22 protein-coding genes are annotated in these 20511 nt (G+C 74.1%); 13 read left to right on the forward strand and 9 right to left on the reverse strand.

Annotation, left to right across the window (positions count from 1 at the left end):
* Nucleotides 1-12 precede the first annotated feature (12 nt).
* Nucleotides 13-669 carry an HAD family hydrolase gene (locus BJ983_RS12350; RefSeq protein ID WP_179794054.1) on the reverse strand — a complete coding sequence of 219 codons (657 nt, stop codon included), beginning with the start codon at nt 667-669 and terminating at the stop codon, nt 13-15.
* Between the two features lie 77 nt (nt 670-746).
* Here BJ983_RS12350 and BJ983_RS12355 point away from each other — a divergent pair, with 77 nt between their 5' ends.
* A complete protein-coding gene (locus BJ983_RS12355) occupies nt 747-1298 on the forward strand; it encodes a DUF5709 domain-containing protein (RefSeq protein WP_179794055.1) in 552 nt (183 codons plus the stop codon).
* 16 nt (nt 1299-1314) lie between these two features.
* On the opposite strand, the gene BJ983_RS12360 is transcribed toward BJ983_RS12355, so the two are convergent.
* Entirely contained in the window at nt 1315-1557 is a 243-nt protein-coding gene (locus BJ983_RS12360) for a TraR/DksA C4-type zinc finger protein (RefSeq protein WP_179794056.1), read from the reverse strand.
* A gap of 339 nt (nt 1558-1896) precedes the next feature.
* Here BJ983_RS12360 and BJ983_RS12365 point away from each other — a divergent pair, with 339 nt between their 5' ends.
* From BJ983_RS12365 to BJ983_RS12395, 7 genes are all read left to right on the forward strand, one after another.
* Complete coding sequence (locus tag BJ983_RS12365; protein ID WP_179794057.1) at nt 1897-3255, forward strand: hypothetical protein; 1359 nt, start codon at nt 1897-1899, stop codon at nt 3253-3255.
* A gap of 127 nt (nt 3256-3382) precedes the next feature.
* A complete protein-coding gene (locus BJ983_RS12370; protein WP_179794058.1) occupies nt 3383-4315 on the forward strand; it encodes a fumarylacetoacetate hydrolase family protein in 933 nt (310 codons plus the stop codon).
* On the forward strand, nt 4312-5316 hold the full coding sequence (locus BJ983_RS12375; RefSeq protein ID WP_179794059.1) for a cyclase family protein: 1005 nt from the start codon (nt 4312-4314) through the stop codon (nt 5314-5316). Before BJ983_RS12370 ends, BJ983_RS12375 begins: the two co-directional genes overlap by 4 nt.
* Entirely contained in the window at nt 5316-6449 is a 1134-nt protein-coding gene (locus BJ983_RS12380; RefSeq protein ID WP_179794060.1) for an FAD-dependent monooxygenase, read from the forward strand. The genes BJ983_RS12375 and BJ983_RS12380 overlap by 1 nt, the downstream gene beginning before the upstream one ends.
* A gap of 13 nt (nt 6450-6462) precedes the next feature.
* Nucleotides 6463-7398: a VOC family protein gene (locus BJ983_RS12385; RefSeq protein ID WP_179794061.1), complete on the forward strand. Its 936-nt coding sequence runs from the start codon at nt 6463-6465 to the stop codon at nt 7396-7398.
* Nucleotides 7398-8384, forward strand: a complete 987-nt coding sequence (locus BJ983_RS12390; RefSeq protein ID WP_179794062.1) for a fumarylacetoacetate hydrolase family protein — start codon at nt 7398-7400, stop codon at nt 8382-8384. The genes BJ983_RS12385 and BJ983_RS12390 overlap by 1 nt, the downstream gene beginning before the upstream one ends.
* Nucleotides 8381-9391, forward strand: a complete 1011-nt coding sequence (locus BJ983_RS12395; protein ID WP_179794063.1) for an amidohydrolase family protein — start codon at nt 8381-8383, stop codon at nt 9389-9391. The genes BJ983_RS12390 and BJ983_RS12395 overlap by 4 nt, the downstream gene beginning before the upstream one ends.
* Here the strand turns inward: BJ983_RS12395 and BJ983_RS12400 are convergent.
* Together BJ983_RS12400 and BJ983_RS12405 are read right to left on the reverse strand one after the other, a co-directional pair.
* Nucleotides 9388-10137, reverse strand: a complete 750-nt coding sequence (locus BJ983_RS12400) for a trans-aconitate 2-methyltransferase (protein WP_179794064.1) — start codon at nt 10135-10137, stop codon at nt 9388-9390. The genes BJ983_RS12395 and BJ983_RS12400 overlap by 4 nt on opposite strands.
* On the reverse strand, nt 10134-10709 hold the full coding sequence (locus tag BJ983_RS12405) for a hypothetical protein (RefSeq protein ID WP_218890246.1): 576 nt from the start codon (nt 10707-10709) through the stop codon (nt 10134-10136). The genes BJ983_RS12400 and BJ983_RS12405 overlap by 4 nt, the downstream gene beginning before the upstream one ends.
* A 141-nt stretch (nt 10710-10850) precedes the next feature.
* On the opposite strand from BJ983_RS12405, the gene BJ983_RS12410 reads away from it, so the two are divergent.
* Both BJ983_RS12410 and BJ983_RS12415 read left to right on the forward strand, forming a co-directional pair.
* Nucleotides 10851-11702, forward strand: coding sequence for an SAM-dependent methyltransferase (locus BJ983_RS12410; RefSeq protein WP_179794065.1), 852 nt, complete (start codon nt 10851-10853; stop codon nt 11700-11702).
* A gap of 26 nt (nt 11703-11728) precedes the next feature.
* Nucleotides 11729-12097 carry an NUDIX hydrolase gene (locus BJ983_RS12415; protein WP_179794066.1) on the forward strand — a complete coding sequence of 123 codons (369 nt, stop codon included), beginning with the start codon at nt 11729-11731 and terminating at the stop codon, nt 12095-12097.
* 51 nt (nt 12098-12148) lie between these two features.
* Here BJ983_RS12415 and BJ983_RS12420 read toward each other — a convergent pair whose 3' ends face one another.
* The 3 genes from BJ983_RS12420 to thyX form a co-directional block, all read right to left on the reverse strand.
* Nucleotides 12149-13810, reverse strand: a complete 1662-nt coding sequence (locus BJ983_RS12420; RefSeq protein ID WP_179797741.1) for a ribonuclease J — start codon at nt 13808-13810, stop codon at nt 12149-12151.
* A gap of 458 nt (nt 13811-14268) precedes the next feature.
* Nucleotides 14269-14901 carry a TIGR03085 family metal-binding protein gene (locus BJ983_RS12425; RefSeq protein ID WP_179794067.1) on the reverse strand — a complete coding sequence of 211 codons (633 nt, stop codon included), beginning with the start codon at nt 14899-14901 and terminating at the stop codon, nt 14269-14271.
* Between the two features lie 30 nt (nt 14902-14931).
* Nucleotides 14932-15684, reverse strand: coding sequence for an FAD-dependent thymidylate synthase (gene thyX / locus BJ983_RS12430; protein WP_179794068.1), 753 nt, complete (start codon nt 15682-15684; stop codon nt 14932-14934).
* A 58-nt stretch (nt 15685-15742) separates the two neighbouring features.
* On the opposite strand from thyX, the gene BJ983_RS12435 reads away from it, so the two are divergent.
* The 3 genes from BJ983_RS12435 to BJ983_RS12445 all read left to right on the forward strand — a co-directional run bounded on the left by BJ983_RS12435 (nt 15743) and on the right by BJ983_RS12445 (nt 17707).
* Nucleotides 15743-16057 carry a YrhK family protein gene (locus BJ983_RS12435; RefSeq protein ID WP_343054075.1) on the forward strand — a complete coding sequence of 105 codons (315 nt, stop codon included), beginning with the start codon at nt 15743-15745 and terminating at the stop codon, nt 16055-16057.
* 70 nt (nt 16058-16127) lie between these two features.
* The gene (locus tag BJ983_RS12440) at nt 16128-16775 is read left to right on the forward strand and encodes a toxin-antitoxin system HicB family antitoxin (RefSeq protein WP_179794070.1); all 648 of its coding nucleotides are present in this window, start codon (nt 16128-16130) and stop codon (nt 16773-16775) included.
* On the forward strand, nt 16772-17707 hold the full coding sequence (locus BJ983_RS12445) for a DUF4097 family beta strand repeat-containing protein (RefSeq protein WP_179794071.1): 936 nt from the start codon (nt 16772-16774) through the stop codon (nt 17705-17707). Before BJ983_RS12440 ends, BJ983_RS12445 begins: the two co-directional genes overlap by 4 nt.
* 66 nt (nt 17708-17773) lie before the next feature.
* On the opposite strand, the gene BJ983_RS12450 is transcribed toward BJ983_RS12445, so the two are convergent.
* Together BJ983_RS12450 and BJ983_RS12455 are read right to left on the reverse strand one after the other, a co-directional pair.
* The gene (locus tag BJ983_RS12450) at nt 17774-18529 is read right to left on the reverse strand and encodes a succinate dehydrogenase/fumarate reductase iron-sulfur subunit (protein ID WP_179794072.1); all 756 of its coding nucleotides are present in this window, start codon (nt 18527-18529) and stop codon (nt 17774-17776) included.
* Nucleotides 18526-20508, reverse strand: a complete 1983-nt coding sequence (locus BJ983_RS12455; RefSeq protein ID WP_179794073.1) for a fumarate reductase/succinate dehydrogenase flavoprotein subunit — start codon at nt 20506-20508, stop codon at nt 18526-18528. Before BJ983_RS12455 ends, BJ983_RS12450 begins: the two co-directional genes overlap by 4 nt.
* Nucleotides 20509-20511: the final 3 nt, after the last annotated feature.

A 20511-nucleotide genomic window follows, 5' to 3' on the forward strand; every position in this document is an offset into this window, starting at 1 on the left:
GCCGCGAAGGACCTACTCCGGGGAGGACACCTCACCGCGCACGTGGTCCAGCAGCTCGGGGAGGTCGTGCGCCACGTAGGCCGCGCCCGCCTCGACGAGCTCGTCGACCGAGAAGCCCCCGGTGCGGACGGCGAGGAACGGCACCCCGGCGCGGACCCCGGCCTGCCCGTCCCACACCGAGTCCCCGACGAGCACCGCGTCGCGGCTGTTCTCCCGGTCCAGGGCGAGCTCGATGAGGTCCGGGGCGGGCTTGCTCGCCTCGACGTCGCCGGAGGTGACGACGTCGTCGGCGTAGGAGCGCCCGTCGATCAGGTCGAGGAAGTGCTCGGCGTGCCTGCTGCCGCCCGAGGTGGCGAGGACCAGGCGCAGACCCTGGTCGCGCAGGCCGCGGAGGAGCTGCTCGGTCTCGGCGAAGGCCGACACCTCGTCGATGAGGGCGTCGAACTCCTCCGAGTGCTCGGAGCGCAGCTCGTCGCCGTGGGCGTCCTCGACCTCCTGGCTCGACACGTGCGCGACCAGCTGGTCGCCGCCCATGCCGATGGCCCGGTGCAGGTGCCAGAGGGGGATGGTGACGTCGTGGCGGCGGAACGCCCGGTACCAGGCCACCGCGTGGTGGTAGTTGGAGTCGACGAGCGTTCCGTCGACGTCGAGGATGACGGTGTCGGGCATGACCCGACGGCTTCCCGACGACGGGTGTCGGTCAACCGGGCACATCACCGCGGCCCCCGTCGGGGTAGCCGCGCGCCATGACCCACCCCGACCGTGACGACGATGCCGTTCCCGAGGAGCCCGACCTCGGCTCGGCCATCCAGCTCGAGAGCGGCGAGACCCTCGACGGGCCGCCCGGCACCGATGCGATGGACGCCCTGACCGTGGCGCCGAACCGCCCCTTCGGCCTCGACGACCCCGACACCACCCCCGAGGGTCAGCGCAACCGCGAGACCGTCGACGAGCGGCTGGCGCGCGAGATCCCCGACGACACGGCGGGCCTCGACGGGGTCGCCGCGGCGCCCGACGCGACCGCGGACGACCTCGGCAGCGAAACCGGTGAGGTGCGCGCCGGTCGGCTCGTCGCCGACGACACCTCCCCCGACAGCCGCGCCACCGACGTCCTCGACGCCGACGACGCGGGGATGTCGGGCGGGGTCGCGGCCGCCGAGGAGGCAGCGGTGCACGAGATCGACGAGGACGACCTCACGGCGCCGGGCGACCGGTCCGCCGAGGGCGCGGGCGACGACCCGGGCGTGGCCGGCCCGCAGGTGCGGCTGACCGACGAGGACCTCGACCCGTCGTCGTGACGGGCCCGGTGCGGGCTCACCGGGAGGAGCGCTCGAGCTCCTCCTGGTGCTCCCGGCACCGCTCGGCCTGCGGCTTGGCCTCGAGCCGTTCGGCGTCGATCTCCCGGCCGCAGACCACGCAGCGGCCCCACGTCCCGTCGTCGATCCGGCGCAGGGCCTCGTCGATCTCGGTGATCTGCCGGCGGGTGAAGTCGTCCATGGCGTCGGCGTCCATGAACTCCTCGACCTCGGTGCCGTAGTCCCCCGGGTGCTGGCCCATGGCGCCCTCCTGCTCCACCGCGGGCTCGGGCTGCTGCTCGCGGTTGACTCGCCGACCTCGACGAGGCGTCGGCGCTCCTCGGTCAGCGTGCGGCGGGCCTCTTCGGCGTCCATGCGAGATCCTTCCTGACGGCGGGCGAGGGCCCCGGATACCAGGGGCGGGGCCCGGCCACACGCCCTCTCCCGGGCGTTCCCGAAAGCGGTCCCGATGCGCCCCCGGACGGATGGTTGGAACACCGATGACGGGGTTATCCGGCGCCCGGGTCCACGAGGCGGCCTCGTCCGCCGGGCCGCGCCGCTCGGTCGCACCCTCCAGGAGAGCGGGAGCCCCGTGCCCGACGTGAGTCCCATCGACCTCTGCCTCGGCCGTGCCGCGGACGACCCCTGCGACCACCCCGGCGAGATCGTCGGCCGCTACCGGCTCGGTCCCCTGCTGCGACGCTCGCCCGGCTGTTGCTCCCACCGCGCGACCGATCGTCTGCTGCGGCGTTCGGTGTCGGTGACGCTCGTCGACGGGCTCGGATCGTCGGAGGACCTCACGCTGCCGACGCAGTCCTGGCACGGCCGGTCGCCGGAGGTCGCCGAGCTCTACGACGGCGGTTCCTGGCACGGGCATCGCTTCCTCGTCACCCAGCACCCCGACTCGCCCACGCTCGCCGAGACCGCCCCACCCGACGGGCTGTCGGCCGACGAGGTCCGCGACCTCGGCGTCGCCGTCGCCGTCGCGCTCGCACCCCTGCACCGTCGGGGCCACGCCCACGGGGGGCTCGGGGCCGGCACGGTCTCGTGGTCGGCCCGGGGCGCCGCGTTCTCCGACGTGGGCCTGCTGCCCTGGCTCGCGCGCTGGTCCGACATGGGCCTCACCGCGCCGCACCCGGCGCCCGAACGGGACGTGACCCCCGCGACCGACGTCTACGCGCTCGGGCAGCTGCTCGGCGAGCTCGCCCCGCCGCGCGTCCCCGGCCCGCTCCGGGAGCTGCTCACGGCCATGACGGCCGCCGACCCCGTCGATCGGCCGACCGTCGACGCGGTCGCGGAGCGCCTGGTCGCGCTGCCCGATGCCCGACGACGGGTCGGCGGTCTCGTCGCCCGCGGCCGGCAGCTGGCCGTCGCCGCCGTGGCGGCCGTGCTGCTCGCGACCGGCGTCGGTGTCGGGGTGGTGATCAACGGGGCCGGCGCGGGCAGCTCGACCGCCTACGCGTCCGACGTGGGGCCGACCCGGGTCCCGGGGGTGCCGCTGCCCCCGGCCGCGGCGCTCGTGCTGCCGCCGGACGAACCGGTCGGGTCGGTTGCGGCGCCGGTGGAGGCCGATGCGGCACCGGTCGAGGCCGCACCGGTCGAGGCGGCGCCGGTCCCCCGGGCGGGCGCGGGCGGATCGATGGCGCGGAGGGCTCCCACCGCGCGGCCGTCCACGAGCCGGTCGGAGGACCGGCCCGGAGACGCCGACGACCGGCAGAACCGTTCGGACCGGGGTGACCCGGGAAAGGGCGACTCCGACGCGGGCGAGCCGAACAAGAGCGAGCCGGACGAGAGCGACCGCAGCCGGTCGGACGACCAGGACCGGTCGTCGACGACCGAGGACCGGCGCTCGGCGAACCGTGACTCGGGCCCGGTCCGGAAGGACCGGGGCATGAAGCGAGATCGCGGCTCGCACGACGACGGCCACTCGCGCGACCGCGACCGCGACCGGTCGGCCTAGGCCCGCCCGCCCCTGACCAGCGGGGATCGGCCCCGTGGATGCCCACCATCAGCAGTTCGGCCTTCCGGCCCTCCCGGGCTGCCCGCAGAGTCGTGTGCACCACACCGACTCTCACCGCGGAGGGCCCATGATCAGGCTGGGGACGTTCTCGCGTCCCGGGGAGGACCGCCGGTTCGCCGGGCTCCTCACCGAGGCGGACACGGTGGTCGACCTCGACACCACCACGGCGGCCCTGCTCGCCGACTGGGACCGCGCGCTGCCGGCCCTCGACGCCCGGGCGCACGAGGACGGGACGCCGCTCGCCGAGCTCCGGGTGCACGCGCCGGTCGAGCCCGGGCAGATCCTGCAGTCGGGCGCGAACTACCGCACGCACGTCATCGACCTCGCCGCCGCCCACCACGCCGAGCGCGGCACGCGGCCGGACGCGGAGATCCGGGCCGAGGTCGCCGAGCTCATGGACCGCCGGGCCGCCGAGGGCACGCCGTACCTGTTCGTCGGCCTGCCGAGCGCGGTCACGGGCCCGTCCGACGACGTCACCGTCCCCGCGTGGACCCAGCAGTTCGACTGGGAGCTCGAGCTCGCCGCCGTCATCGGGCGCGAGGCGTTCCGGGTCGGCCGCGAGGACGCCCTCGACCACGTCGCCGCGTACACGATCGCCAACGACCTCACCGCCCGCGACCACGTCTTCCGGCGCGACATGCCCGAGATCGGCACCGACTGGTTCCGCGCCAAGAACGGCCCGGGCTTCACCCCACTCGGCCCGTGGCTGGTCCCCGCCCGCGACGTCGACCCGTCCGACCTGCGCATCCGCCTCGACCTCGACGGCGAGACCATGCAGGACGAGACCACGAAGGACATGCTCTTCGACGTCGCGGCCCTCGTCGCGGCCGCCGCGGAGATCACGCCGCTGCGCCCGGGCGACCTCGTCCTCACCGGCAGCCCCGCCGGCAACGGCATGGCCCGCGGCCGCCTGCTGCGCGCGGGCGACGTGATGACCGGCTCGATCACCGGCGCCGGCGTCGACCTCGGCACGCAGCGCACCCGGGTGGTGGCCCCGTGACCACCACCGCGCCCCTCACCGACCGCTCCGCCGTCCTCGCCGCCGGGCACGACCCGGCGAAGCCCGAGGAGGCCGTCGCCGCCGTCGTCGCCCGCGTCTCCCGCTGGGGCCGCTGGGGCGCCGACGACGTCCTCGGCTCGCTCAACCTGCTCACCCCGGCCAAGCGCCTCGAAGGAGCGGCGTGCGTGCGCACCGGTGGGACGTACTCGCTGTCGCAGCCGTTCGACGAGGCCGGCCCGCAGCACGGCTGGAAGAAGCGCACCAACCCGGTGCACACCATGCTCGGCACCGGCCACGAGGCCCTCGACGGCGAGTTCCCGCACGGCATCGGCGGCGCGGACGACGTCATCGCGATGCCGCTGCAGTGCTCCACCCAGTGGGACGGCCTCGGCCACATCTTCGACCACGGCAAGGCCTGGAACGGTCGCGACGCCGCGGAGACGGTCCGGGTCGAGGGCGACCGCGTCACGGGCATCGAGACCGCCGCCGCGCACCTCGCCGGTCGGGGCGTCCTGCTCGACGTCGGGCGCGTGCTCGGCGACGAGCGGGGCGAGCTCCCCGACTCCTTCCCGATCACCGCCGACGACCTCGAGACCACCCGGGTCGCGCACGGTGTCGACGTCCGGCCCGGTGACATCGTCTGCGTCCGCACCGGGCAGTACGCCCGCACCCGCCGGGAGGGCTGGGGCGGCTACGCGGGCGGACCCGCCCCGGGCCTGTCGTTCACGACGCTGGACTGGCTGCACGACACCGACATCGCCGCGATCGCCACCGACACCTGGGGCGTCGAGGTACGGCCGAACGAGTTCGACATGTCGTTCCAGCCGCTGCACCAGGTCGCGATCCCGCACCTCGGCCTGTTCCTCGGCGAGATGTGGGACCTCGACGGGCTCGCCGCGGCCTGCGCCGCCGACGGGCGATACGAGTTCTTCCTGACGGCGGCCCCGCTGCGGATCACCGGCGCCGTCGGCTCCCCCGTCAACCCGATCGCGGTGCGCTGATGGCCGCCCCCGGGCACGTCCTCGTCGTCGGTGGCGGCGCCGCCGGCACCGCCACCGCGATCCTGCTGGCCCGCGCCGGCGTGACCGTCGACCTCGTGGAGGCCGGTACCGAGATCGGGCGCTCCGGCTCCGGGATCACCCTGCAGGGCAACGCGCTGCGCGTGTTCCGCGACCTCGGCGTCCTCGACGACGTCCTCGCCGCGGGCTACGCCTTCGACGTCCTCGGCCTGCGCACCCCGGACGGCACCGTCATCGCCGAGTTCCCGGATGCGAAGACGGGCGGCGACGACCTCCCGGCCACCGTCGGGATGCCGCGTGGCGAGATGGCGCGGCTCCTCGCGGAGCGGGCCGCCGCGGTCGGTGCGAAGGTCCGCACCGCCACCCGTCTGGAGAGCGTCACCCCCGACGGCCACGTCACCCTCTCCGACGGGACCACGCAGGCCTACGACCTCGTCGTCGGCGCGGACGGGGTCAACTCCGGGGTCCGGGTCCAGCTCGGCATCGACACCCGTCCGGAGCCGCTCGGTATGGGCATCTGGCGGGTCTTCACCAGCCGCCCGGCGAGCATCACCCGTACCGACCTCACCTACGGCGGGGCCGCCTACATCGCGGGCTACTGCCCCACCGGCGACGACTCGATCTACGCCTACCTGGTGGAGGACGCCACCGACCGGACCGGCCTGGCCCCCGACGAGCAGCTCGCCACGATGCGCGAGCTCGCCGGGCACTACGGCGGCCCGTGGACCGAGATCCGGGACCGCATGACCGACGCGAGCCGCGTCAACTACACCTGGTTCACCCACCACCTCGTGGACGGACCGTGGCACCGGGGGCGCGTCGTGCTCGCGGGCGACGCCGCGCACTCCTGCCCGCCCACCCTCGCCCAGGGCGCGGCCATGGCGCTCGAGGACGCGACCGTGCTCGTCGAGGAACTGCTCGCCCACGACGACCTCGAGGCCGCGCTCGCGGCCTACACCACCCGCCGTCGGGAACGCGCCGGGACGGTGGTGGCCAACTCGGTGCAGCTCGCGCACTGGCTGCTCGCCCACGAGCCCCCGCCGCAGGCCGGCGGCACCGCCGACGTCCCCGGGCTGATGGCCCGCACCTCCGCGCTGCTCGCGCAGCGCCCGTAGACCGAGGACCGACATGGACCGCCTGATCACCCACCTCCGGCACGTCGACCTCGGCGTGCCCGACTTCGACCGCCAGCTCGCCTTCTACCGCGACCTCTGGCAGCTCGCGCCCGAGACCACCGACACCGGCATCGCGTTCCTCGCGGCGCAGGGCTCGCCCGAGCAGTACCAGGTGCGGCTGCGCGCCGACGCCGAGAAGCGGGTCGACCTCATCGCGTTCGGCGCCGAGACCCCCGCCGACGTCGACGCGCTCGCCGAGAAGCTCGGCCGCGAGGGCGTCACCCTCGTCTCCACGCCGGACAAGCTCCGGACGCCGGGCAGGGGCTACGGCTTCCGGTTCTTCGACCTCGAGGGCCGGACGATCGAGGTCTCCGCGGACGTCGCGCTCCGGGCGCACCGGAAGATCGAGGAGGGCGAGTCGGTTCCGGTCAAGCTCTCCCACGTGGTGATCAACTCGCCGCAGCCGGAGGCGCTCGTCGCCTGGTACGACCGTCACCTCGACTTCAGGCTCTCCGACACCCTCTTCTCGCCGCACATGGGCGAGATGATGTATTTCCTGCGCTGCAACCCCCAGCACCACTCGCTCGCGATCGCACGCTGCCCGCACGTGTCGCTGCACCACGCGTCGTTCGAACTCCGCGGGATCGACGAGTACATGCGCGGCACGGGGCGGCTGCTGCGCGCCGGCGTCGAGAAGGTGTGGGGCCCGGGCCGGCACCTGGCCGGGAACAACACGTTCTCCTACTTCCTCGACCCGCAGGGCAACACCGTCGAGTACACGACCGAGCTCGAGTGCCTCGACGAGGACACCTGGCACCCGTCGCTGCACGACTTCACCGACCCGATGGTCTCCGACCAGTGGGGCACCGCGAATCCGATGAGTGAGTTCGTCGCGAAGAAGTCGTTCAACGACCCCGACCGCGGCGTCTTCGTCGCTCCCCCGGTCTGATGCGGATCGCCAGCGTTCTCCTTCCCGACGCCGGGTCGGTGCGGGTCGGGCGCGTCGTCGACGACGTGGTGCACGTCCTCGATGCCTCGGACTCCGTCCTCGACCTGCTCCGGGCAGGCACCCTGCTCGAGGCCGGAGCCGACGCGCTGTCGGCCCGCGCCGTGCCGCTGGACTCGGTGCGTCTCCTCGCCCCGCTGCAGCCCCCGACCGTCCGCGACTTCGTGACCTTCGAGGAGCACGTCGAGGGCATGCGGCAGCTCGCGGGCGTCCCGGACGCCTGGTATGCCGCGCCCGCGTTCTACTTCTCCAACCCCTACGCGACGCTCGGCCCGGCCGACGACGTGCCGATGCCCCCGGGGTCGGCCGTGCTCGACTTCGAGCTCGAGGTCGCCGCCGTGATCGGCCGCGGCGGACGGGACCTCACCCCGGAACAGGGGACGGCCGCGATCGCGGGGTTCACGATCATGAACGACTGGTCGGCACGGGACCTGCAGGCCGCCGAGATGCAGGTCGGGCTCGGACCGGCGAAGGGCAAGGACACCGCGACCACCCTCGGGCCGTGGCTGGTCACGGCCGACGAGTTCACCGACCTCGACCTGGCGCTGGAGGCGCGGGTCGACGGTCGGGTCGTCGGGACCGACCGGCTGTCGAACATGGCCTGGACCTTCGGGGACCTCGTCGCCTACGCCTCGCGGGGCACCGAGGTACGGCCCGGGGACGTGCTCGGCTCGGGCACCTGCGGGCACGGCGGCTGCCTCGGCGAGCTGTGGGGCCGCGGAGCGTCGCACGACGAGCTGCCGCCGCTGCGGCCGGGCAGCGTGGTGTCGCTGTCGGTCGAGGGCATCGGCACGCTCACCAGCCGGGTCGTTCCAGGGGTCGCGCCGACCCCGATCCCGCCCGCCTCACGTCGTGGCAGCAAAGCGTCGTTGCTGTCGCCCAGTGACAGCAACGACGCTTTCCTGCCACCGGAGAGGGCGCACCGATGAGCCCCACGACCGACGTCCACGCCCACCTGCTCGTGCCCGGCGCCGAGGCGCTGGTGGCGGACCGACCGCAGCTGGGCGCCGCGCGGGCCGCCGAGGGCCGGGCCGCCGGGGAGGCGAGCAGCCGCGTCAACCGCGAGCAGATCGCCGCGCTCGGACCCGCCCTCACCCGGCTCGACCACCGGCTCGCCGCGATGGACGCGGCCGGCGTCGAGCGGCAGCTGGTCAGCCCCATGCCGATCCACCACCCGTGGGCCGACCGGGACCTCGCGCTCGCCTACGCGGACGCCGTGAACACCGGCGTGCTCGAGCACTGCGCCGGCGCCCCCGACCGCCTCCTCGGGCTCGGCACCGCCCCGCTGCAGCACCCCGACCTGGCCGTCGACGTCCTCCGGGCGGCCGTCCGCGACGGGCTGCGCGGCGTCGAGGTCTCCACCCACGTGGCGGGACCCGACGCCCGTCGTCGGGAACTCGACGACCCCGACCTCGCGGGGTTCTGGGCCGCCGCCGCCGAGCTCGAGGCGGTCGTCTTCGTGCACCCGTGGGGCTGCACGCTCGGCGAGCGGCTGGACGTCGGCTACCTGTCGAACGCCGTCGGGAACCCCGTCGAGACGACCGTCGCCCTCTCCCGGCTGGTCGCGGCGGGCCTTCCCGACGACGGGGTGCGGCTGCTCGCCGCGCACGGCGGCGGCTTCTTCCCCTACGGCACCGCCCGGCAGGACCACGCCTGGCACGCCCGTCCGGGTGACCGGGCCGCGCCGGCGCCGCCGAGCACGGCGCTGCGCCGGATGTGGTTCGACGGGCTGGTCTACACCCCGGAGGCGCTGCGCCACCTGGTGGCCGTGGCGGGGGCGGACCGGGTGGTGCTCGGCACCGACTACCCGTTCGACATGGCCGTGACCGACCCGCTGGACCGCCTCGCCGCCGCCGGGCTGGACCCGGCCGACGCCGACCGCATCCGCGGTGGGAACGCCGCCGACCTGCTGGCGCCCGCGGGGGTGGAGGTCTAGCGGCGGGCCACCAGGAAGATCCGGCGGAACGGGAACCAGGTCGACCCGTCCGCGTTCGCCGGGTACGCCTCGCGCAGCCGGGGCGCGAGCAGCTCGACGTAGTCGCGGTACGCGGCGTCGGACAGGGCGTCGCGCACCGGGCGCAGGGCGGTGCCGGAGATCCAGTGCAGCACCGGGTCCTCGCCGGTGAGCCGCTGCAGATAGGTCGTCTCCCAGACGTCGAGGGCGGCGGCGCCGGCGAGGTCCTCGGCGTACTGCGCGGGCTCGGCGACGGTGGCGGCGTCGCGCAGGTCCACGTCGAACCGGTCGGCGACCTCCCGGGCCAGCACGTGCGACGGCGCGGCGAAGTTGCCGGGCACCTGGACCGCGAGCCACCCGGCGTCGGGAAGGGCCTCGAGCCACCGCCGGAGCAGCGCGCGGTGCCCGGGGACCCACTGGAGCACCGCGTTGCAGACGACGACGTCCCCCTCGGGACGCCAGTCCGAGACGTCCTGCTGCATCGCGTCGACGCCCCGCTCGCGGGCGGCGGCGACCATGGCGGGCGAGGAGTCGAACGCCGTCACCCGGGCGTCCGGCCAGCGCGCGGCGAGCACCTGCGTCAGGTGCCCCGGTCCGCAGCCGGCGTCGACGACGTGGCGCGGGGCCGTGGCGCCGACGCGGGCGAGGAGGTCGGCGAACGGACGGGAGCGGTGGTCGTCGAAGTCGAGGTACAGGGCCGGGTCCCAGGACGTCGCCACGGGGGTCACGCTACGCCCGCGATGATCAGCACGAGCCCGGTCACGCCCGCGCCCAGCAGCCCGCCGACGACCACCTGCGCGAGCGTGTGTGCGGTGAGCCGCAACCGCGCCCAGCCCACCACCGGCACCGCGAGCCACGCGAGCGCCCACCAGCCGCCACCCAGCAGCGTCAGCACGGCCGCCGCGGCCGACACGACGGCGACGTGGAAGCTGACCTTCCACCAGAGCGTCACGGTCGTGGCGACCACCATCGTCGTGAGCACCGCGACCTGCAGCGCGACGATCGCGCGGGGGGCGCCGGCGACCGCCAGCACGCCGACGCCCACCAGCACCGACAGCGCCGCGAGCCCGAGCGGGACCGCGCGTTGCTCGCGCCGGGAGAGGTGGTGGTCGGTGTAGCGGCCGCGGCGGACGCCGAGGTCGACGATCGCGGCCGGGATCACCACCGTGAAGACCATGCCGAGCAGCGACCACGCGATCCCGGTCGGCCCGGCCGCGAGGGCGCCGACGACGGGGTAGAGCACGGCGAGCAGCAGGGTCGGCGAGGACACCGTGCTCACCCGCGTGGCGGCGATGGTCACCCGCACAGTGTCGACCACGCGCTCGCGGACCACCGCGCGCGACCCGGTGGGGTACGACGCACGCGCACTTCACCCGATCGTGGGCTCACGGATCGACGTGTCGTCGCGACATCGTGAGAGAGCGCGTCCGAAGGAGTGACCATGCAGGTCGAGTACTACCCCGCACCGCCGCCGCCCGGTCCCCCGGCGACCGTCGCGGGGCTCCCGCACGACGCGGGCCTCGAACTCGACACGATCGCCGCCACCGCGGCCGACCTCGAGCTGCCCAACTTCGCGCGCACGGTCGACGCCCTGCTCGGCGGGAGCGCCAACTTCGCGGTCGACCGGGAGACCGTGGCGGCGATCGTGCGGCTCGACCCGCTCGCGGAGACGAAGGCCCGCGGGGTGCGCGGCTTCGCCCGGCGCGTCGTGCGGACGGCGCACGCCCGGGGCATCGACCAGTTCCTCGACCTGGGGTGCGGCATCCCGTCGGTGCACTCGGTGCACGGCGTCGCCCACACGCTCGACCCCGACGCGCGGGTGGCCTACGTCGACCTCGACCCCGTCGTCGTCGCGCACGCCCGGGAGCTGGTCGCCGACCTGCCCGGCGTCAGCGTCACGTGGGGCGACCTGCGTGCCCCCGCCTGCGTCGCCGCGGCCCCGGGCATCGCCGGGCACCTCGACCTGTCCCGTCCCGTCGCGCTGCTCGTCTGCGGCGCGCTGCAGTTCGTCCACGACGACATCGCGGCCGTCCTCGCCGGCTGGCAGGAGCTGCTCGCCCCGGGCAGCCTCCTCGCCGCGACGCACGGCGTCTCGACGCACCCGGACACCGTGCCCACCCTGGACGCGCTCTACAGCCGGGGGCTCGCGGGCCTGACCCTGCGCACCACCGAGCAGGTGGGCGAGGCGTTCGCGAGCCTGGGGCCGACCGCCGACGTGGCGGACTGGCCGGTCCGGGGCGCCGGCGGACGCCTCCCGTTGGGCATCCTCGGGGCCGTCGGGGTCGTGGAGTAGCCGGTCGAGGCGGTAGGAAGGCCCCCATGAGCCGGGCCAACCACCTCGTCCTGGCGGTGGTGCTCGCCCGGCCCGGGGTGCTGCTGCTGCACCGGCCCGGCGAGACCCCGCCCGCCGTCCTGCCGGGCGGGCGCCCGGAGGCCCGCGAGTCCGCCGGGGCGACCGCCGAACGGGGCTGCCTGGAGGAGACGCGGGTGCGCATCCGCGCGGGCGCGGTGCTCGGGCGGGACGTCGTCGACGGGATCGCGACCACCTACGTGGCCGCGCGACCCGTCGTCGAGCCGCCGGAGGGCCAGGTCGCCGTGAGCCTGCACGTCGCCTGGTACCGCCCGGAGCAGGTCGACCTGGTGCTGCCGGACCTGCCGTCGTTCGTGCGGGGTGCCTTCGGCCTGTGAGTACTTCTCCGTGTGGGAGCACGGAAGAGTACTCACAGGCGCGCAGCGCACCTACACGGGCAGCACCGTCGGCACGATCATCGGGCGGCGGCGGTAGGTCTCGCCGACCCACTTGCCGACCACCCGGCGCACGGCCTGGGCGATGCGGTGGGTGTCGGTGATGCCCTCGGCCTCGGTGCGGGAGAGCTCCATCTCGACCAGCGAGACGACGTTCTCCAGCGCCTTCGGGTCGTCGGAGAACCCGCGGCCCGAGATGCGCGGCGGCGCGACGGCCCGCCCGGTGGCGGCCTCGACGGCGACGGTGATCGAGATGAACCCGCCCTCGCCGAGCACCAGCCGGTCGGAGAGCGTCGTCTCGCCGACGTCGCCGACCTGGTTGCCGTCGACGTAGACGTGCCCGACCTCGACACGGCCCGCGATGGCGGCCTTCTTCTCCACCAGGTCGACGACCACGCCGTCCTCGGCGATGACGACCCGCTCGGCCGGCACGCCCGTCCGTCGCGCGATCGCGGCGTTCGCCCGCAGGTGGCGCCACTCGCCGTGCACCGGCATGACGTTGCGCGGACGCAGCGCGTTGTAGAGGAAGAGCAGCTCACCGGCGCTCGCGTGGCCGGAGACGTGCACCTTCGCGACACCGGAGTGGATCACCTCGGCGCCGAGCCGGGTGAGGCCGTTGATCACGGCGAACACCGCGGTCTCGTTGCCCGGGATCAGCGACGACAGCAGGACCACCGTGTCGCCCGGGGTGATCGTGATCTGCCGGTGCTCGCCGCGGGCCATCCGGCCGAGCGCCGACAACGGCTCGCCCTGCGACCCGGTCGACACGAGCACCACGTCGCGCTCGGGCATCGCCAGCGCGTCGTCGAGGTCCACCAGCAGGCCCTCGGGGATGTCGAGCAGCCCGAGGTCCGCGGCGATCCCCATGTTGCGCACCATCGAGCGGCCGGTGAAGCACACCTTGCGCCGGTGGGCCTGCGCGGCGGTGAGCACCTGCTGGACGCGGTGCACGTGGCTCGCGAAGCAGGCGACGATGAGCCGGCTGGGGGCCTTGCGGAACACGTCGTCGATCACCGGGGCGATGTCGCGCTCCGGGGTGACGAAGCCCGGGACCTCAGCATTCGTGGAGTCCACGAGCAGCAGGTCCACGCCCTCGTCGCCGAGGCGGGAGAAGCCGGCGAGGTCGGTCAGCCGCCCGTCGAGGGGCAGCTGGTCGAGCTTGATGTCCCCGGTGTGCAGCACGGTGCCGCCCGGGGTGCGGACGGCCACGGCGAGCGCGTCGGGGATCGAGTGGTTGACGGCGAAGAACTCGCAGTCGAACGTCCCGTAGTGGCTGCGCTCGCCCTCCCGCACCTCGAGCAGGTGCGGCGTCAGACGGTGCTCGCGACACTTCGCCGCGACCAGCGCGAGGGTGAAGCGCGACCCGACGATCAGCAGGTCGGGCTTCTGGCGCAGCAGGAAGGGCACCGCGCCGATGTGGTCCTCGTGCCCGTGGGTGAGCACGAGGGCGTCGACGTCGTCGAGGCGGTCCTCGATGGCGCGGAAGTCGGGCAGGATGAGGTCGACGCCGGGCGAGTCCTCCGAGGGGAAGAGCACGCCGCAGTCGACGATCAGCAGCCGACCGCCGTACTCCAGGACGGTCATGTTGCGGCCGACCTCGCCGACGCCCCCGAGCGCGACGACGCGCAGGGCGCCCGCGGCGAGGGGCTTCGGCAGGGCGTCCGGCGCGGGGACCGACTGGGTCGGGGTCCCGGTGCCGCCGCAGTCGTGCTGGTGACCCTGCTGGCCCTGCTGCTGGCCCTGCGGCTTCGGGTCCTGCTGCTGCTGTTGCTGCTGGCCGCCGCCGTTGCGGCGACGCTGTGCGGTCGATCGGCTCACCGGGCAGCTCCGGTGCGGTTCACGTGGGAGATGGGTTCCTCCTGGTCAGGGGGCGGCTCCCGGCGGTCGTCGGCGACGCCGGATGCGCGGGCAGCCGCCCGCGGTGCGGCCGCTCGGCGGCCGCGGGAAGTCTCGATGGGCGATGGGCGACGTCGCGCCTCGTCGGCCGCCTCGGGCCGGGGTCCACGGTCGTGCTCATGCCACACCCACCGTACCGCGCCCCGGCGCGCCGTGCGTGACCTCGGTCCGGTCGCCGCGCCGTCGGAGTCCGTGGTGCCACGCGGCGCGACCCGACGTCAGAGGCCGCGGTCGGTGCCCTTCACCGCGGCCACGTCGGCGGGCTCGCCGGAGAACGACACCACGGCCTGCTCGCGGCCGGCGCTGAACAGCAGGAGCTCGCCGGGCTCACCGACGATGGTCACCGTGCGGGGTCCGCTCTTCGCCGCGTGCTCCGCGCCGTCCGGGCGCTGGAGCGTGACGCCGACCGGGCTCGACCGGTACGCCAGGCGCCCGAGCAGCCCGAGCTGGGACCACAGGATCCACTCCCGTGCCTCGTCGGCGGGGCGCGGCGACCAGTCCTCCTGGGCGCGCCGGACGTCCTCGTGGTGGATGAAGTACTCCTGCACGTCGACGCCGACGAGGAACGGCAGCGCCATCGGGCTCCACAGCGGGGGCCCGCTGCGGATCGCCGCGATGTTCGTGCCGTAGTCCTGCGCGGCCGCCCGGTTCTGCACGCGCCGGGTCCAGAACGACAGCGGCTTGATCAGGATGCCGGGCGCCGCGTCGGGGCGGCGCTCGCGGATCACCAGGTGGGCGAGCAGGTCACGCGTGGTCCAGTCCCCGCACAGGGTCGGCGCGTCGGGGCCCTCGCGCAGCAGCGAGTCGGCGAGGGCGTTGCGCTCGGCGGCCGCGACTGATGCTCCACTCATGCGCGTTCCCTACCCGGTCCGCGGGGCGGTCTACCCCTCGGCGACGAAGGGGCTGGACGCCACGCGCGACCCGCCGGGCAGTTCGCTGATCACGAAGTCGGCGAACACGTTCGGCACCGCGGCCTGCAGCGCCTCGAGGCACAGGATCGCGAGGTCGCGGATCTCGACGTCCGCGTGCTCCGAGGCCCGCATCGCGATGAAGTGCCGCCAGGCGCGGTAGTTGCCGGTGACGACGATCCGCGTCTCCGTGGCGTTCGGCAGCACCGCGCGGGCCGCCTGCCGGGCCTGCTTGCGGCGCAGCGTGCGGTTCGGCTCGTCGGCGAACCGCTCCTCGAGCCCCGCCAGCAGCTTCTCGTACGACGCGAGGGCCGCGGCCGAGGCCTCCTCGAACAGCGCGTGCAGCTCGGGGTCGTCCGCGATCACCGCAGGCTCGACCATGGCGGCGTCGGACTCGGGCACGTAGCGCTGCGAGAGCTGGGAGTACGAGAAGTGCCGGTGGCGGATCAGCTCGTGGGTGAGGCTGCGCGACATCCCGGTGAGGTAGAAGCTCACCGTCCCGTGCTCGAGCACCGACAGGTGGCCCACCTCGAGGATGTGCCGCAGGTAGCCCGCGTTCGTGGCCGTCGCCGGGTTCGGCTTGCTCCACGACTGGTAGCAGGCACGCCCCGCGAACTCCGCCAGCGCCTGGCCGCCGTCGGTGTCGGTCTCCCACGGCACGTCGGCGGGCGGGATGAACTCGGTCTTGGCGATCAACTGCACCCGGGGCGTCACGGTCTGGGCCACGGACCCACGGTAACCGGCGCCCCCGACCGGCCGTTACCCGCACATGGCGACGCCCCCGGTGCCCGACGATCCGAACGACCCGAACATCACGCTCTCCCTCGGAGGGCGTGAGATCACCATCCGCGATCGCTACGAGACGGCGAGCATCGTCAACGACGTCCTCATCGCGATCGAGTTCTTCGTCGGCTCGTTCTTCTTCTTCTCCTGGTTCGAGGAGATCGCACCCAAGGACGTCGGGGTGTGGCTGTTCGTGGTCGGCAGTGCCCAACTGATGATCCGACCGGCGATCCGCCTCGCCCGCCGTGTCTCGCTCCGCCGCATGGCGGCCTCCTCGGGCTCCCAGCGCTACCACGCGGACTCCCAGGACTTCTGACACCACGCGTGGTGTCCTCCGACAGCGGAACTGCTTGCTGCGGTGTCGCGGTGGTGTCACTGTGGTGCGCATGGACCTCACGCCCTACGTCACCGCGCTGCGGGACGACCTCGCCACCGCGGCCTCCGTGGGCGACGAGCAGACCGCCCGGGCCGGCACCGCGCTGGCCGGCGCCCTCGAGCCCGCCGTCCGCCTCGCCCTGCAGACCGCGCTGTCCGACCTCACCGCCGAGATCTCCGAGAAGCTCGACGACCGCTCCGTCTCGCTGCGCCTGCGCGGCCGCGAGGTGGAGGTGGTCGTCGACCGGGACGGCGACCCCGGCCCCGGGGCGGAGCAGCCGTCCGGCTTCTTCGCCGGGCCGTCGTCGAGCCCGTTCGCGGGGCCCGGCCGCGGCGCCGACATGGGGGACATCTCCCGCATGACGCTGCGCCTGGTCGACCAGATCAAGGGTCAGGCCGAGCAGGCCGCCGCGGCCCAGGGGATGTCGCTGAACTCCTGGATCTCGCAGGCCGTCCAGGGCGCGCTGCGCGACAACCTGGGCGACCGGTCACGGCGGCGGTGGGAGGGCTCGTGGGATCCGCAGCGGCGCTCCGAGGAGCCGCCGGCCCCGCCGACGCCCACGGAGGAGCCCCGCGAGAAGCCCACGCCGCCCGCCCCCGACGACCGCCCCGGCCGTGACGAGGGCGGCTCGGGGGTCTCCGGGTGGGTGCGCGGATGAGCGCGCCGGAGGGGACCCGCCGGGAGGACTTCCCGACGACGGGCCCGGCCGGGCTGGTCGTCGAGATCGACGCCGGACGCGTGGACGTCCGGCTGGACTCCGCGGCGGCGGTGACCGTCGAGGTCGTCGCCGACCGCGAGGGCGCTCCGGGGTGGGTGCAGGGCCTCGCCGGGCTGGTCGACGCCGCGGGCGGGCTCGAGCGCCGCTTCGGGTTCGACCTGAGCACGGTGGCGGGCCTCGGGGTCCGCCGCGACGAGTCGCCCGAGGAGCGGGCCGCGCGCGCGGTCGCGGAGACCACGGTCGACTTCTCCGACGGCACGCTGCACGTGCGCTCGCCCCGGGAGGTCGCGCTGCGCACCGTCCCGCTGACGGTCACCGTGCACGCCCCGGAGTCGTCCGCGGTGACGGTGCGGGCGGGCGCGGCCCCGGTGGACGTCGCCGGCGTGCCCGGCCCCGTCGAGGTCGCCACCACCGGCACGGTCTCGCTCGCCCGCGTCGCCGCTCGGTCCCGGGTCAAGTGCGGGGCCGGGGACGTCACCGTGGGGCGGGTCGAGGGCGCGCTGAAGGTCACCGGCGGCGCCGGCGACGTGGTCCTCGACGAGGTACACGCCGGCGTCGAGGTCGTCACCGGCAGCGGATCGGTGACGGCCGGCCGTGTGACCGCCGACCTCGCGGTGCGCTGCGGGAGCGGTGACATCACCGTCCGGGACGCCTCCTCGGGCGACCTCGACCTCACCACGGGCGCTGGATCGGTCCGCGTGGGCGTCCACGCCGGTGTCGACGCCTCGGTCGACCTCCGCTCCGCGGCGGGCACGGCCTCGTCCGACCTGGCGGTGACACCCGACCGCCACCACGACCCGTCGTCGGGAACGGTGCGCATCCGCGGCCGCGCCGCGGCGGGCGACACCCGGGTCGTCCGCGCCGGCGCCTGAACGCACGAACGGCACCCTCGCAACTTCTCCGTGCGCGAGAGTGCCGTTCGTTCAGGGCGGGTCGAGCTAGTCCGCGCGCGCCCCCGCGAGGGTGGCGCCGAGGACATCGTGGTTGAGCTGCGAGATCGACGCCAGCGGGATGCCCTTGGGGCAGACCTCCGCGCAGGCGCCGACGTTGGTGCAGCCACCGAAGTCGAGCTCGTCCTGCTTCGCCAGCATGTTGATCGCGCGGGTCTGGCGCTCGGGCTGGCCCTGGGGCAGCAGTCCGAGGTGCGTGACCTTGGCCGAGGTGAACAGCATCGAGCTGCCGTTCGGGCACGCCGCGACGCAGGCGCCGCAGCCGATGCAGGTCGCGGCGTCGAACGCGTCGTCCGCCGAGACCTTGTCGACCGGGGTCGCGTGCGCCTCGGGCGCCGAGCCGGTGTTGACGCTGACGTAGCCGCCGGCCTGGATGATCTGGTCGAAGGCCGACCGGTCGGTCACCAGGTCCTTGATCACCGGGAAGGCCCGGGCCCGCCACGGCTCGACGTCGATCGTGTCGCCGTCCTTGAAGTGCCGCATGTGCAGCTGGCACGTCGTGGTGTTCTTCTGCGGGCCGTGCGGGGTCCCGTTGATGACCATGGCGCACGAGCCGCAGATGCCCTCTCGGCAGTCGTGGTCGAACGAGACCGGGTCCTCGCCCTGGAGGATCAGCTTCTCGTTCAGCACGTCGAGCATCTCGAGGAAGGACATGTCCTCCTCGACGTCGTCGAGCTTGTACTTCGCCATCTTGCCCTTGGCGTCGGCGTTCTTCTGCCGCCAGACGCGCAGCGTGATTCTCACTTGTAGCTCCGCTGGCTCGGGTGGACGTAGGAGAACTCGAGGTCCTCCTTGTGCAGGATCGGCTTGCCGCCCGGCTTGTCGGCGCCGTACTCCCAGGCCGCGACGTACGCGAAGTTCTCGTCGTCGCGCTGCGCCTCACCGTCCTCGGTCTGGTGCTCGACGCGGAAGTGCCCACCGCAGGACTCCTCGCGGTGGAGGGCGTCGGTGCACATGAGCTCGCCGAGCTCGAGGAAGTCCGCGACGCGGCCGGCCTTCTCCAGCGACTGGTTGAACCCGTCGCCCGTGCCGACGATCTTGACGTCGCGCCAGAACTCCTCGCGCAGCGACGGCAGGCGGTCGAGGGCCTTCTCCAGGCCCTCCTTGCTGCGGGCCATGCCGCACTGGTCCCAGATCAGCTGGCCCAGCTCGCGGTGGAAGGAGTCGACGGTGCGGTTCCCGTTGGCCGAGAGCAGCTTGTCGATGCGGCCCTTGGTGGCCTCGACGGCCTCGACGACGGCCGGGTGGCTCTCGTCGATCGGGTCGAAGGGACCGTCCGCGAGGTAGTTCGGCACCGTCGTCGGGAGCACGAAGTACCCGTCGGCGAGGCCCTGCATCAGCGCCGAGGCGCCGAGGCGGTTCGCACCGTGGTCGGAGAAGTTGGCCTCGCCGCCCACGAACAGGCCCGGGATGGTGGAGCGCAGGTCGTAGTCGACCCACAGCCCGCCCATCGTGTAGTGGATCGCCGGGTAGATGCGCATCGGGACCTCGTACGGGTCGTCCCCGGTGATGCGCTGGTACATCTCGAAGAGGTTGCCGTACTTGGCCTCGACCGCGTGGCGGCCGAGACGCCCGATGGCGTCCTTGAAGTCGAGGTACACGCCGAGGCCGCCGGGGCCGACACCCTGCTCGGCGTCGCACATGTTCTTCGCGGCGCGCGAGGCGATGTCGCGCGGGACCAGGTTCCCGAACGCCGGGTACTGACGCTCGAGGTAGTAGTCCCGCTCCTCCTCGGGGATGGAGTTCGGCGGGCGGCTGTCGCCGCGCTCCTTCGGCACCCAGACGCGGCCGTCGTTGCGCAGCGACTCCGACATCAGGGTCAGCTTCGACTGGTACTCGCCGGAGACCGGGATGCAGGTCGGGTGGATCTGCGTGTAGCAGGGGTTCGCGAACAGCGCGCCCCGCTTGTGCGCCCGCCAGGCCGCGGTGACGTTCGAGCCCTTGGCGTTCGTCGACAGGTAGTAGACGTTGCCGTAGCCGCCGGTGCAGAGCACGACGACGTCGGCCAGGTGGGTCTCGATGCGGCCCGTGAGGATGCTGCGCGTGACGATGCCGCGGGCACGCCCGTCGGCGACGATCAGGTCGAGCATCTCGGTGCGCGGGTGCATCTCGACGGTGCCCGCGGCGATCTGGCGCTCGAGGGCCGAGTACGCGCCGAGCAGCAGCTGCTGACCCGTCTGCCCCCGGGCGTAGAACGTGCGCGACACCTGCGTGCCACCGAACGACCGGGTGTCGAGCAGACCCGAGTACTCGCGGGCGAACGGCACGCCCTGCGCGACGCACTGGTCGATGATGTTGAGGCTGACCTCGGCCAGCCGGTGGACGTTCGACTCCCGCGACCGGAAGTCGCCGCCCTTGACGGTGTCGTAGAACAGCCGGTGGATCGAGTCGCCGTCGTTGCGGTAGTTCTTCGCGGCGTTGATCCCGCCCTGCGCGGCGATGGAGTGCGCGCGCCGCGGCGAGTCCTGGAAGCAGAACGACTTCACGTGGTAGCCGGCCTCGCCGAGCGTCGCGGCGGCCGCACCGCCCGCGAGGCCCGTGCCGACGATGATCGCCGTCATCTTGCGGCGGTTGGCCGGGTTGACCAGCCGCGCCGAGAACTTGCGGTCGCTCCACCGGTCACCGACGGGGCTGTCGGGCGCGCGCTCGTCGGCGATCGGGTCACCGAGCAACCAGCGCCCCTCGCCCTGGAGTGCCGTGGGCTCCTGCTGCAGCTCTGACATGCC

Source organism: Actinomycetospora corticicola (genome assembly GCF_013409505.1).
Classification (GTDB): domain Bacteria; phylum Actinomycetota; class Actinomycetes; order Mycobacteriales; family Pseudonocardiaceae; genus Actinomycetospora; species Actinomycetospora corticicola.